At 71.5% G+C, this 12,577-nt stretch carries 12 protein-coding genes; 3 read left to right on the top strand and 9 right to left on the bottom strand.

All coding sequences use genetic code 11. The annotated features are described in order from the left end of the window. Positions 1-36: 36 nt before the first annotated feature. Genes ACWDN5_RS25745 through ACWDN5_RS25710 form a run of 8 tightly spaced genes read right to left on the bottom strand, consistent with a single transcriptional unit; the run spans position 37 to position 7,833 of the window. Positions 37-1,575 carry a thiamine pyrophosphate-binding protein gene (locus ACWDN5_RS25745; RefSeq protein WP_449678048.1) on the bottom strand — a complete coding sequence of 513 codons (1,539 nt, stop codon included), beginning with the start codon at positions 1,573-1,575 and terminating at the stop codon, positions 37-39. Then, a complete protein-coding gene (gene iolB, locus ACWDN5_RS25740) occupies positions 1,572-2,462 on the bottom strand; it encodes a 5-deoxy-glucuronate isomerase (RefSeq protein WP_449678047.1) in 891 nt (296 codons plus the stop codon). Before iolB ends, ACWDN5_RS25745 begins: the two co-directional genes overlap by 4 nt. Next, complete coding sequence (locus tag ACWDN5_RS25735) at positions 2,459-3,157, bottom strand: Cgl0159 family (beta/alpha)8-fold protein (protein WP_449678046.1); 699 nt, start codon at positions 3,155-3,157, stop codon at positions 2,459-2,461. Before ACWDN5_RS25735 ends, iolB begins: the two co-directional genes overlap by 4 nt. Continuing rightward, positions 3,154-4,083, bottom strand: coding sequence for a 5-dehydro-2-deoxygluconokinase (iolC, locus tag ACWDN5_RS25730; protein ID WP_449678045.1), 930 nt, complete (start codon positions 4,081-4,083; stop codon positions 3,154-3,156). Before iolC ends, ACWDN5_RS25735 begins: the two co-directional genes overlap by 4 nt. A gap of 34 nt (positions 4,084-4,117) precedes the next feature. Continuing rightward, complete coding sequence (locus tag ACWDN5_RS25725; protein ID WP_449678044.1) at positions 4,118-4,897, bottom strand: ATP-binding cassette domain-containing protein; 780 nt, start codon at positions 4,895-4,897, stop codon at positions 4,118-4,120. Further along, on the bottom strand, positions 4,894-5,937 hold the full coding sequence (locus ACWDN5_RS25720) for an ABC transporter permease (protein ID WP_449678043.1): 1,044 nt from the start codon (positions 5,935-5,937) through the stop codon (positions 4,894-4,896). Before ACWDN5_RS25720 ends, ACWDN5_RS25725 begins: the two co-directional genes overlap by 4 nt. Further along, the gene (locus ACWDN5_RS25715; protein WP_449678042.1) at positions 5,934-6,932 is read right to left on the bottom strand and encodes a sugar ABC transporter substrate-binding protein; all 999 of its coding nucleotides are present in this window, start codon (positions 6,930-6,932) and stop codon (positions 5,934-5,936) included. The genes ACWDN5_RS25720 and ACWDN5_RS25715 overlap by 4 nt, the downstream gene beginning before the upstream one ends. A gap of 22 nt (positions 6,933-6,954) precedes the next feature. Next, a complete protein-coding gene (locus ACWDN5_RS25710) occupies positions 6,955-7,833 on the bottom strand; it encodes a TIM barrel protein (RefSeq protein ID WP_449678041.1) in 879 nt (292 codons plus the stop codon). A gap of 111 nt (positions 7,834-7,944) precedes the next feature. Between ACWDN5_RS25710 and ACWDN5_RS25705 the strand changes: the two genes are divergently transcribed. From ACWDN5_RS25705 to ACWDN5_RS25695, 3 genes are read left to right on the top strand one after another with little or no spacing between them, the layout of a single operon-like run. Next, on the top strand, positions 7,945-8,961 hold the full coding sequence (locus tag ACWDN5_RS25705; protein WP_310974503.1) for a LacI family DNA-binding transcriptional regulator: 1,017 nt from the start codon (positions 7,945-7,947) through the stop codon (positions 8,959-8,961). Beyond that, positions 8,958-9,956 (top strand): Gfo/Idh/MocA family protein, encoded by a 999-nt coding sequence (locus ACWDN5_RS25700; RefSeq protein WP_310974502.1) that lies wholly within the window; start codon positions 8,958-8,960, stop codon positions 9,954-9,956. The genes ACWDN5_RS25705 and ACWDN5_RS25700 overlap by 4 nt, the downstream gene beginning before the upstream one ends. Before the next feature lie 32 nt (positions 9,957-9,988). Further along, complete coding sequence (locus ACWDN5_RS25695; protein WP_449678040.1) at positions 9,989-10,465, top strand: N-acetyltransferase family protein; 477 nt, start codon at positions 9,989-9,991, stop codon at positions 10,463-10,465. A 55-nt stretch (positions 10,466-10,520) separates the two neighbouring features. Here ACWDN5_RS25695 and asnB read toward each other — a convergent pair whose 3' ends face one another. Next, positions 10,521-12,362: an asparagine synthase (glutamine-hydrolyzing) gene (gene asnB / locus ACWDN5_RS25690; protein ID WP_449678039.1), complete on the bottom strand. Its 1,842-nt coding sequence runs from the start codon at positions 12,360-12,362 to the stop codon at positions 10,521-10,523. Positions 12,363-12,577: the final 215 nt, after the last annotated feature.

The raw sequence follows: 12,577 nt of genomic DNA, 5'->3' as shown, positions 1-12,577 counted from the left end.
CCCTGGCCGCGGCGGGGTCGCCGCCGAGCCGCAGCGTCACGCCGAGGTCGAGGGCCGCCGAAAGCGTGTGGGGATGGTTCTCGCCCAGATTCTGGACCCGTCGTTGTCGCACACCACCGCGACGAACGGATGGCCCGCGAACGCGGCCGAGAACAGTTCCGAGTTCAGCATCAGGTACGAGCCGTCACCCAGCAGCGTCGTCACCAGGCCCTGGTGGGCGATCGCCGCACCCCACGCGCCGGACAGCTCGTAACCCATGCAGGAGAACCCGTACTCGACGTCCATCGAGACCGCGCCGGAGCCGCGCCAGCCGCCGATCAGCTCGCCCGGCAGCCCGCCCGACGCCGTCATGACGTAGTCGTGCTCCTCCGACAGCGTGTTCACGACGCCGACCACCTGCGCGTACGACGGCAGCTCGCCCGAAGGGGAGCGCAGCGCGTCGATGTGCTCGTCCCAGGAAGCGCGTTCGGCCGCGGCCCGCGACGTCCACGACGAGTCCACCCGCCAGCTCTCCAGCTGGGCGGCGAGGTCGGCCAGGCCCGCGTCGGCGTCCCCGACCACCGACAGGGCACCGTGCTTCACCGCGTCGAACCGGGCCGCGTTGAGCGACACCAGCCGGACGCCGGGGGAGAAGACCGTCCAGGACGCCGTCGTGAAGTCCTGCAGCCGCGTGCCGACCGCGAGCACGACGTCGGCGGCCGCCGCGACGACGTTCGCCGACGTCGAGCCGGTGATGCCCAGCGGGCCGGCGTGCAGCGGGTGCTCGTGCGGCACCAGGGTGCGGCCCGCCGTCGTCTCCACCAGCGGGATCCCGTGCCGTTCGGCGAACTCGAGCGCACGCTGCCCGGCCCCGGAGTACCGGACGCCGCCGCCGAGCACCAGGAGCGGGCGGTGGGACGCACGCAGGACCCCGGCCGCCTCGGTGACCGCACGCCGGTCCGGGCGCGGGCGCAGCGGGCGGTGCGTGACCGGCTCGAACAGCGCGTCCGGGAAGTCGTACGTCTCGGCCTGGACGTCCTGCGGCAGCGCCAGGGTGACCGGCCCGGCGTCGGCCGGATCGGTGAGCACCCGGGCGACCTGCGGCAACGTCGAGAGCAGCTGCTCGGGCCGGGTGATCCGGTCGAAGTAGCGCGAGACCGCGCGGAAGGCGTCGTTGACCGTCGCGGTCGCGTCGCCGAACGGCTCGATCTGCTGCAGCACCGGGTCCGGCGCCCGGTTGGTGAACGTGTCGCCCGGCAGCAGCAGCACCGGCAGCCGGTTCGCGTGGGCGACGCCGGCCGCGGTGACCATGTTCAGCGCGCCCGGCCCGATCGACGACGTCACGACCCCGACCTGCCGCCGGTGCGTGGCCTTCGCGTACCCGACCGCGGCCAGCGCCATGCCCTGCTCGGTGTGCCCGCGCCAGACCGGGAGGTCCCCGCGGTGTTCCTCCAGCGCGGTGCCGAGGCCGAGGACGTTGCCGTGCCCGAAGATCGCGAACACGCCGGGGAACAGCGGGACCTCGCGGCCGTCGAGGGTTTCCGAGCGCTGGGCGAGGATCCAGCGGACCTGCGCCTGAGCCGTCGTCAGCTTCACTGAACACGCCCTTCGTGAGTCGTGACGGGACACCGCGGGTCGAGGTCCTGCGTCGCCCAGGTGTCGCGGACCCAGCCGTGCGCGGGGTCGTCGCAGAACGCCATGGACCGCTCGTCGGCCGGCCCGGCCAGGACGTTCAGGTAGTACATCGGGTAACCCGGCGCGGCCACGCACGGCCCGTGGTAGCCGCGCGGGATGAGGAAGACGTCGTGGTCGCGCACCGCCACGTCCTCGTCCAGCTCGCCGTCGCTCGTGTACGTCCGGTGCAGGCCGAAGCCTTCGCGGGACGGTGTCACGCCGTCGCGGCCGGCGATGCGGAAGTAGTAGATCTCCTCGTTGACGACCTCGCACTCGGTCGCTTCGTCGTGCTTGTGCGGCGGGTAGGACGACCAGTTGCCGCCGGGCGTGATCAGCTCGCACGCGTTCAGCTTGTCGGCGTGGTCCCACACCCCGGGCACGCCGAAGTTGGTCACCTGCCGCGTCGCCTGCCCGGCGCCGCGCACCTCCACCGGCACGTTCTCCGCGGGACCATACGCAGGGGACAGACGGCGGGTGCAGCGCGCCATCGGCAGCGCGACCTCCAGGCCGCCTTCTGTCGACAACTCGACTTCGGCGTCCCGGGGGACGTACGCGAAGTCCGTCACCCGCGTGAAGACCGAGTCGCGGCCGCGCAGTGCGAAGACCTCGCCGTCCACCCGGACGGTCGCCGACCCCGAAAGCGGCAGCACGAAGGCCTCGAACTCGCCGGTGTGCAGGACGCGCGTCTCGCCGGGGGCCAGGGAGAGCACGCGCAGGCCGGAGTACCGCCACCCCGCGGTGTCCGGGGTCAGCCGGACCGGGTCGGCGGCGTCGGACAGTGTCCCGAGTGGACGGTGCAGCTTGCTCACTTCGCGGCCTCCAGAGCTTTCGCGGCGGCTTCGACATTTCCCGCAGGGTTCATGACCAGGCCGCGGACGACCCCGTGCGACAGCGTCCGGTCCGGTGGCAGGCCGCCAAGCAGCACCGGCAGCGTCGTGGCGTCCAGGACGGCGGGCGACGCGGTGGCCGGCAGCTTCAACCAGGTGTGCGCCGACGTCGTCCCGAGGGCGGACGCGCGAGTGACCGACGGCGCCAGGGCCTCCGGCAGCTCGATCAGGGCGACCAGGCCGTACGCGGCCAGCTCGGTGACCGCGTCGGCGCAGGCCTGCCGGGCCGGGGCGGGGCCCGGCAGCAGCAGCTCGCCGCCGTCGAGCCCGCAGTCGACCAGCGTCCGGGCGTCGTAGCCGGTGAACCCGTCGTCGGGGTTCATCGCCCCGAAGACGACCTTGTCGTGCAGTGCGCCGAGCAGCAGAAGCTCCTCGACGATGTCCGGGGTGCCGAGGACGCCGTCGACCGCCGGGTTCGCCAGCGCGACGAGCAGCCGTTCCAGGAGCGTCCGCCGGCCCTCCCCGGCCGCCTGGTCGGCGGCGGCCAGAAACAGCGTGCCCTGGTCGGACACCAGCCGGGACCGCCGCCTGCGGGTCGCGTACGCCTGCCGGACCGCGCCCGGGTTCGTGGCGCGGACGTGCAGGAGCTCCCTCCAGCGCTCGTCGGTGAGGATCACACCAGCTCCTCGATCTCCCCGGCGGTCGGCATGGCGTCGGCGCAGGCCAGGCGGGACGCGACGAGCGCGCCCGCGGCGTTCGCGTACTCCGCGATCCGCACCGGGTCCCAGCCCGACAGCAGCCCGTGGATCAGCGCGCCGCCGAAGCCGTCACCCGCACCGAGGCCGCAGACGACCTCGACGCGCTGCGGCGGCACCGTCCAGCGGCCGTCCGGCGTCGCCACCAGCACGCCTTCGGCGCCCTTCTTGATCACCGCGAGCCGGAGACCGCGTTCGAGCAGCCGGTCCGCGGCCGTGTCCGGGTCCGCGGTGCCGACGGCGACCTCCACCTCGGTCCGGTTGCCGACCGCGACCGTGACGTGGTCGAGCAGCCCGCCGATCTCGGCCCGCGCCTGCTCCACCGACGGCCAGAACATCGGCCGGTAGTCCAGGTCCAGGACGGTGTGCTCCCGCCGCCCGCGGGCTTCGAGGATCCTCCGCTGGGTCGCCCGCGCGGGTTCCACGGAGACACCGGTGCCGGTCACCCACAGCAGCGGCACCGACTCGACGACGTCCCAGGGCACGTCGTCGTCGGTCAGCGTGAGGTCGGGGGCGATCGGGGAGCGGTAGAACAGCAGCGGCGGGTCCGCGGGCGGGTTCAGCTCGCAGAACACCACCGGCGTCTGCAGGTCCGGCGAGGTGCCCACGAAGTCCGGCGAGACGCCGAAGCCGTCGAGGGCCTGCCGGACGTAGTCGCCGAAGCCGTCCGGGCCGACCTTGGTGAGCACCGCCGTGCGCCGGCCGAGCCGCGCGGCGGCGACCGCGACGTTGGTCGCGGTCCCGCCGAGCGACTTGGCGAACGTGCGGACCCCCGCCAGCGGAACGCCGCTCTGCTCCGGGTAGAGGTCCACCCCGACCCGGCCGATCGTCAACGCCTCGATGGTCATGCCGCCTCCGCGGGAAAGAGTGCGTCGGCGGGCGTCACGCCTTTTCCACCTGCCGAAGCTCGTGTTCCAGGGCCTCCAGTTCGGCACCGCCCGCCATCTGCCGGGTCAGCTCGCCGATGTCGATCTCGGACTTCTCGTAGTGCCCGAGCGCGGCACCCCGCTTGAGCAGCAGGAACCGGTCGGCCACCGGGTAGGCGTGGTGCGGGTTGTGCGTGATGAGCACGACGCCGAGCCCGCGGTCCCGCGCCTGGGCGACGTACTTCAGCACCACGCCGGCCTGCTTGACACCGAGCGCGGCCGTCGGCTCGTCGAGGATCAGCACCTTCGCGCCGAAGTACACCGCCCGCGCGATCGCGACGCACTGGCGTTCACCACCCGAGAGCGTCCCGACCGGCTGCTCGACGTCCCGCAGGTCGATGCCCATGTCGGACAACGCCTTCTTGGTCGTCTCGCGGCCCTTCTTCCGGTCGAGCATCTTGAACGGCCCGAACCCGGTCGTCGGCTCGGAGCCGAGGAAGAAGTTTCGCCAGACGCTCATCAGCGGCACCACGGCGAGGTCCTGGTACACGGTCGCGATGCCGTGATCGAGGGCCTCGCGCGGCGACGAGAACCGGACCGGCTCGCCTTCGACGAGGAACTCGCCGCGGTCGTGCTGGTGCACGCCGGCCAGGATCTTGATCAGCGTGGACTTCCCGGCGCCGTTGTCGCCGAGCACGCAGGTGACCTCGCCGGCGTTGACCACAGTGGACACATCGCGCAGCGCGATCACGCTGCCGTAGGTCTTCCCGATCTCGCGAACTTCGAGCAGGCTCATCGGCGTACCCTCTCCGCGCGGCGCCGGAAGGCGTTGTTGACCAGGACCGCGGCCAGCAGCATGACGCCGAGGAACAGCATGAACCAGTCGCTGTTCCACTGCGCGAACACGATGCCCTGCCGCGCCATGCCGAAGATCAGCGCGCCGATCGCCGCGCCCACCGCCGAGCCGAACCCGCCGGTGAGCAGGCAGCCGCCGATCACCGCGGCGATGATGTACTGGAACTCCAGCCCGATGCCCTGGTTCGCCTGGACGCTGGCGAAGCGCAGGATGTTGATCGAGCCGACCAGCCACGCGCCGAGCGCGGTGCCCATGAACAGCAGGATCTTCGTGCGCACCACCGGAACGCCGACCGAGCGGGCCGACACCTGCGACCCGCCCACCGCGAAGATCCAGTTGCCGAACCGGGTCCGCACCAGCAGCCACGCGGCGATCGCCGTGACGACGATCCACCAGACGATCGACGACTGGAACTCGGTGCCCCCGATGTCGAACGTCGAGGCGAACAACCCGCCGGCCGATTCGTACCCGCTGGTCGAACGCATACCCGAGACCTGGACGGTGTTGGTGACCAGCCGCGTCACGCCGAGGTTGAGCCCCTGCAGGGCGAGGAACGACCCCAGCGTGACGATGAAGCTGGGCAGCCCGGTCTTCATCACCAGCCAGCCGTTGAACGCGCCGACGCCGAGCGCGAAGACCAGCGACGCCAGGAGCGCGAGCCAGACGTTCCAGCCCGCCTGCGTCGCCAGGATCGCGGTGACCAGCGACGTCGACGCCGTCATCACGCCGGCCGAGAGGTCGAACTCGCCGCCGACCATGAGCAGCGCGACCACCACGGCCATGATGCCCAGCGTCGAGGAGTCGTCGAGCCAGGTCGCCACGCCCAGCGGGCTGAGGAACTGGCCGGTGACCACGGAGAAGAAGACGAAGACCAGCACGGCTCCGAGGAGCGCGCCGATTTCGGGGCGGACGACCAGGCGGTCGGTCAGCCCTTTCTTGGCGACGCGCTCGTCGGGTTGTGCCTGGATCGCTGCGGTCATCGCGTGCCGCGCTGCGCGTACGGGGCGATGGTGTCGATGTTGGTCTTGTCGACGAAGCCCGGGCCGGTCTGGACGGGCTTGCCGCCGCCGATGGTGTTGCCGTTCTCCTTGTACAGCTTGAGGAACACGATCGGCAGGTAGCCCTGCTCGTACTGCTGCTGGTCGACGGCGAAGAGGATGCTGCCGTCCTTGATGGCCGCGACGACGTCGGCGTTCAGGTCGAAGGTGGCCACCTGGGCCTTGGAGCTCGCTTCCTTCGCGGCGGCGACGGCGCGGGCCGCGACCTGGGAGTTCAGCGCCAGCACGGCGTCGATCGACGGGTCGGACTGCAGGGCGCCGCGGATGCGGGCCTGCGCGTCGGTCGGGTTGGAGATGTCGACCTGCAGCGTGGTGACGTTGCCGAAGGTCTGCTTCGCGCCGTCGCACCGCTGGTTCTGGCCGATGTTGCCGGCCTCGTGGATGACGCACAGCAGCTTCGTCTTGCCCGCCGCCTTGAGCCGCTGGCCCGCGCCCTGGCCCGCGAGGCCCTCGCTCTGGCCGACGTGCGCGATCGCGCCGAACTGGGCGCTGAAGTCCTCGCCGGAGTTGATGGTGATGACCGGGATGCCGGCCTTCACCGCGTTCTGGATCGACGTCTGCAGGGCCTGCGGGTTCGCCATCGAGACGACCAGGCCGCCGACCTTCTGCGCGACCGCGTTGTCGATCAGCCGCGCCTGGTTGCCCGGGTCGCCGTCGGAGAAGTAGTCGACGCCGACGTTCAGGTCCTTGCCCGCCTGCTCGGCGCCGTTCTTCACGACGTTCCAGAAGGCGTCGCCGGCGCTGCCGTGGGTGACCACGGCGACCTTCAGCGGGCCGCCCGTGCTCGGCGCGGCGGCCGACGGGCTGCCGCTGGTGCTGCTGCTGGAATTGTCGGCGGTGGGGCCGCTGCAGGCGGACAGGACGAGACCGGCGGCGGCGATCGCCGCCACGCCGGCCAGCTTCTTCAGAGAAAACACAGTCACTCCTTTGGGACCAGGTTCAGAGGGAGTCGGTGATCTTCGCGAGGTGGGCCAGGCTGCGTCCGGTGTCCCGCCGGGGCAGGTCGTCGGGGCTCGAGTCGCCGAGGGCGGTGTCCTGTTCGAGGACGTACCAGCCGTCGTAGCCGGCGGCCTGGACGGAGCGCACCATCGCCGCCACGTCCACGTCGCCCTCGCCGAGCGGGGTGTACATGCCCCGCCCGACCGCGTCGGTGTAGGCCAGCCGGCCCGCGCGGACCTCGGCCGCCAGGTCTTCCCGGACGTCCTTGAGATGCACGTGCCCCACCCGTTCTGGATACCGCTTCGCCAGCTCCACCGGATCCGTCCCGCCGATCATCAGGTGTCCGGTGTCGAGGCACAACCCGAGATCGGAATCGGCGAGGAAGCGCTCGACCTCGGCCTGCTGCTCCACGTGCGTCCCGACGTGCGGGTGCAGCACCGTGCGCAGGCCGTGGGCGGCGGCGACGTCCCGGATCCGGCCCGCGGTGTCGACGAGGGTCGCCCATTCGGTGTCGGTCAGCTGCGGTCGGTCGTCGTAGCCGTCGAGGCCGGTCGCGGCGGCGAGGACGAGGACGTCACCCCCGCAGGCGGCGAAGAGCGCGGCGGACTCTTCGGCCTCCTTCAGGGCGTTCTCCTGGTTTCCGTGGAGGACGACGGCGAGGAACCCGCCGACGAGCGTCAGGCCGTACCCGGCGAGCAGCTCCCGCAGGGCGGCGGGCTCGCGGGGGAGGTACCCGGGCGGGCCCAGCTCGGTGGCCTGGACGCCGAGGGCCGCCATCTCGCCGAGCACGGTGGCCGCGTCCAGCACCCGGCCCCAGCCGGGGACTTCGCAGACACCCCAGGAGATCGGGGCGGCGGCCACGCGGATCGTCGCTGTCACAAGGGGCCTCCGTTGGTCCGTTGGAGCGCTCTATTGATTAGAGCGCTCCAATCTTGTAGCGTCCGTCACAGCAAGTCAAGGCCGAGTTTTCCGAGATCAGGGGAGGTGCGCATGGTGCGTCCGACCATGGAGGACGTCGCCGAACGGGCGGGAGTTTCCCGCGCGCTGGTCTCCCTGGTGATGAACAATTCACCGAAGGTCTCCGAGGTCCGGCGCGCGGCGGTGCTGCGCGCGGCCGAGGAACTCGGCTACCAGCCGCACGTGATGGCACGGTCCCTGGCCAGCCGGACGTCGACCGTGCTCGGCGTGATGGTCAACGACCTGCGCAACGCGTTCTTCGCCGACGTCGTCGAGGGGCTCGACGCGGCCGCGCAGGCCGCAGGCTTCGACCTCATCCTCAACACGGGCGGCCGCAGTCCCACCCGCGAGTGGAACGCCCTGCACAACCTGCTTTCCTTCCGTCCGGCGGGGATCATCCTGCTTTCCCCGGTCGTGCCGGCGGCGTCGATCCAGGTCGCGGCCAAGCAGTGCCCGGTCGTGCTCGTCTCCCGGACGATCCGATCGTCCACAGTGGACACGGTGAACGACGACGGCGAAGCGGGGTCCGGGCTGGCCGTCGACCACCTCGTCGGCCTCGGGCACCGGCGCATCGCGCACCTCGACGGCGGGGGAGCGGCGGGTGCGGCGCAGCGCCGGCGCGGGTTCCAGGCGGCGATGCGGCGGCACGGCCTCGAGCCGATCGTGGTGCGCAGCGAGCACACCGACACCGGCGGCGAGAAGTCGGTGCGGGAGCTGCTGGCGACGTACTCGCGCGCCGACCTGCCGACCGGGCTGGTGGCGGGCAACGACTTCAACGCCGTGGGCGCGATTTCGGCCTTGGAAGAGGCCGGGTTGCGCGTGCCCGAGGACGTCTCGGTCGTCGGCTACGACAACACGTCGCTGGCCGCGCTGCGGCACCTCTCACTGACCACAGTGGACCAGCCACGCACCGAGATGGGCCGGCTGGCCTTCGAGGCGCTGGCCGAACGCATCCGCGGGGAGCGCACGGAGCCGGTCCGGCACCTGCTGCACCCGTCACTGGTGGTCCGGGCGACCACCGCCGAGACGACAGGAGGAACACCACGATGAGGTTGGGACTGGCGGGCACCGGCCGGATCGGCACCGCGCACGCGGAGACGCTGAAGGGCTTCGAGGAGGTCGAGTCGGTCGTCGTGGCCGACGTCGACCCGGCGCGGGCCCAGTCGGCCGCCGCGAAGCTCGGCGTCGAAACGGTGGCGCTCGACGAGCTGTTCGCCGCGGGCCTCGACGGCCTGGTCGTCACCGCGGCCACGGACGCGCACCCCGGCCTGATCATCGCGGCGGTCGACGCGGGCATCCCGGTGTTCTGCGAGAAGCCGGTGGCCGCGGACATCCCGGGCACGCTGGCGGTGATCGACCGGATCGGCGCGTCGGACGTCGGGGTCCAGATCGGCTTCCAGCGCCGCTTCGACGCGGGCTACGCGGCAGCGAGGGCGGCGGTCGCGTCGGGCGAGCTGGGCTGGCTGCACACGCTGCGCGCGACGACGTTCGACCCGGCGCCCCCGCCGGCGGAGTACGTGGCCCACTCGGGCGGGCTGTTCCGCGACTGCGGCGTCCACGACTTCGACATCATCCGCTGGGTGAGCGGCCGCGAAGTCGAAGAGGTGTACGCCATCGGCGCGAACCGCGGCGAGCAGTTCTTCCGCGACGCGGGCGACGTGGACACGGCGGCGGCGACGCTGACCCTGGACGACGGAACCCTCGCCACGGTGTCGATGACCCGTTACAACGGCGCGGGGTACGACGTCCGCCTCGACGTGCTGGGCTCGGTGTCGGGTGTCGTGGTCGGCCTGGACGACCGGGCGCCGCTGCGGTCGGTGGAGCCGGGCGTGGCCCCGCTGCCGGGGCCGGCGTACCCGGGGTTCATGGAGCGCTTCCGGCCGGCGTACACGACCGAGCTGCGCGCGTTCCTGGACGTCGTCGCGGGCCGGGCCCCCTCGCCGTGCGGGGCGGCTGATGCCCTGGAGGCGTTCTACATCGCGGAGGCGTGCGAGGTGTCGCGCCGCGAACGGCGTCCGGTGGAGCTGACGGAGATCCGCCGCTGAAATCCGGTGGCGCGCCCGGGCAGGCTTGGGGAGTGATCACCTTGACCCCGCTCGACGAGCCCGCCCTCGCGCGGCTGCTCGACGCCGCCGTCGCCGGAGCCGACCCCCTGGAGGTCATGCCCCCGGTCGACGACGTCCCCGGCTGGACCCCCGCGCGCCGCTCGGCGTTCCTGGCGTTCCACCGCGGCCGGTCCCTGGACCCCGCCACCGCGGTGGAACGCACCTGGGTGGTCGACGTGGACGGTGCCGCGGTGGGTGCCGCCCGGCTGGAGCACCACGGCGACGCGGTGGAAGCGGGCCTCTGGCTGAGCCGTGCGGTCCGCGGCCACGGGATCGGCCGCGAGGTCACCCGGCTGCTGCTGGCCGAGGCCCGGGCGTCCGGCGCGGCGAAGTTCGTAGCCTCGACGACGGTAGGCAACCACGGCGCCCGGGCCCTGCTGGCCGGGACGGGCGCTGCGTTCACCACCGAAGGGGACGAGGTCGCCGCGGAACTCCGGCTCAGGTCGTGAGTGGGAAGGCGGGTTCCAACCCGCCTTCCCACTCACGACCGGCCGGTGGCGAGCGTCAGCCGAGCTGCAGCTCCGGGGAGTACATCTCGATCCAGTGGTACAGGTCGAGCACCCGGTCCAGGCCGATGCGCATGGCCGGGTCCATGGTCGCCGGGTCCACTTCGGACGCCCGGTGCGCCCAGGCGCGGTCCACCAGGCCGAACACCTCGTGCTTCGGCTCGGCCAGCACCTCCTTGACCTGCTGCTGCAACGCCGCCGCGTAACCCGGGTCCTGCGTCGACGGGTACGGGCTCTTCACCCGCTGCGCCACCGACTCCGGCAGGACGTGCTTGGTCGCGTGCCGCAGGAGGCTCTTCTCGCGGCCGTCGAACGTCTTCAGCGACCACGGCGTGTTGTACACGTACTCGACCAGCCGGTGGTCGCAGAACGGCACGCGGACCTCCAGGCCCACCGCCATCGACGCGCGGTCCTTGCGGTCGAGCAGCATCCGCACGAACCGGGTCAGGTGCAGGTTGCAGATGGTCCGCATCCGCGCCTCCTGCGAAGACTCGCCGTCCAGGTGCTCCACCGAAGCGATCGCGGTCTGGTACTGGTCCGCGATGTACGACTCGACGTCCAGGCTCTTCACCAGCTCCGGCGTGTACAGCGACGCCCGCTCGTCCATCATCGACGTCCGGAACGCCAGCCACGGGAACGTGTCGGCGTTGACCGCCTTCTCGTCGTGGAACCAGCGGTACCCGCCGAACACCTCGTCGGCCGACTCGCCCGACAGGGCCACCGTCGACTGGCCGCGGATCGCCTTGAACAGCAGGTACAGCGAGGTGTCCATGTCGCCGAGGCCGGCCGGGATGTCCCGGGCCCGCAGCACGGCGCGCCGGACCTCGGGGTCGGTCAGGTCGCCCGGGTTGAGCATGACGTCCTCGTGCGCGGAGTTCACCAGCTGAGCGACGTCCCGCACGAACGGCGAGTCCGCCGTGTCGCGCATTTCGTCCGGCTTGAAGTTCTCTTCCTGGCCGAAGAAGTCGACGGAGAACGTCCGCAGCTGCTCGCCCTGCTCCGCCAGCCGCGCGGCCGCGAGACCGGTGACCGCGCTGGAGTCCAGGCCGCCCGACAGCAGCACGCAGCGGGGGACGTCGGCGACGAGCTGGCGGTTGACGATGTCGGTCATCAGCTCGCGCACGCGCGCGACCGTGGTCTCCTGGTCGTCGGTGTGCTGCTTCGCGTCCAGCTTCCAGTACGTGCGCGTCTTGATGCCTTCGCGGGACACGGTGACGATCGTGCCCGGCTGGACCTCTTCCATGTCCTTCCACAGCGACCAGCCCGGCCGCTTGGTGAAGCCGGCCAGCTCGCGGAAGCCGTCGAGGTCGACGACCTTCTTGGCCAGCGGGTTGGCCAGGATGGCCTTCGGCTCGGAGCCGAACAGGACGCCGTCGCGGGTCGGGTAGTAGTAGAACGGCTTGATGCCCATCCGGTCGCGGATCATGACGAGCCGGTCGTCGCGCTCGTCCCAGATCGCGAAGGCGTACATGCCGTTGAGGTGGTCGACGACCGCGTCGCCCCACTGCAGGTAGCCGTGCAGCACCACTTCGGTGTCGCTGTCGGTCTCCCACTTGTGGCCGAGCTTGGTCAGCTCTTCCTTCAGCTCGGTGAAGTTGTAGGCCTCACCGCTGTAGACCATCGCGACGTCGCCGTTCGGCGTGGACACCGACATCGGCTGCCGGCCGCCGGGCAGGTCGATGATGGCCAGCCGCCGGTGGCCGAGCGCGACGTGCCGGCGCACCCAGGTGCCCTCGTCGTCCGGGCCGCGGCAGGACATGGTCGCGGTCATCGCGTCGACGACGTCCTGGCGGCGGGTGAGGTCGGCGTCGTAGGAAACCCAGCCGGCGATACCGCACATAGGTGATCCCCTCTCCCAAGATTTTGCTTAGCCGATACAACTATCGGTAACACAGGTGTAACACGGGCAGTAGATCTTGTCTGCCCGAATTGCACGTTCCGCACCTGTTCGGTCACGCGTTGTGTCGCGAGTCACTGGCCAACCGCATACCGTGATTAATCGGCAAACGTTTGCGTGATGGCCGCCACCAGCCATAAACGCGGCGTAAATGCGTG

This window comes from Amycolatopsis sp. NPDC003731, from assembly GCF_053586895.1.
Note: the sequence above shows the minus strand (reverse complement) of the source record. Positions and strands in the feature narration are given on the sequence as shown.

Bases quoted from the DNA above. Each gene is read 5' to 3' on its own strand.
- asnB (WP_449678039.1), bottom strand. From the start codon at position 12,362: ATGTGCGGTATCGCCGGCTGGGTTTCCTACGACGCCGACCTCACCCGC.
- ACWDN5_RS25725 (WP_449678044.1), bottom strand. From the start codon at position 4,897: ATGAGCCTGCTCGAAGTTCGCGAGATCGGGAAGACCTACGGCAGCGTG.
- ACWDN5_RS25705 (WP_310974503.1), top strand. From the start codon at position 7,945: ATGGTGCGTCCGACCATGGAGGACGTCGCCGAACGGGCGGGAGTTTCC.
- ACWDN5_RS25720 (WP_449678043.1), bottom strand. From the start codon at position 5,937: ATGACCGCAGCGATCCAGGCACAACCCGACGAGCGCGTCGCCAAGAAA.
- iolC (WP_449678045.1), bottom strand. From the start codon at position 4,083: ATGACCATCGAGGCGTTGACGATCGGCCGGGTCGGGGTGGACCTCTAC.
- ACWDN5_RS25700 (WP_310974502.1), top strand. From the start codon at position 8,958: ATGAGGTTGGGACTGGCGGGCACCGGCCGGATCGGCACCGCGCACGCG.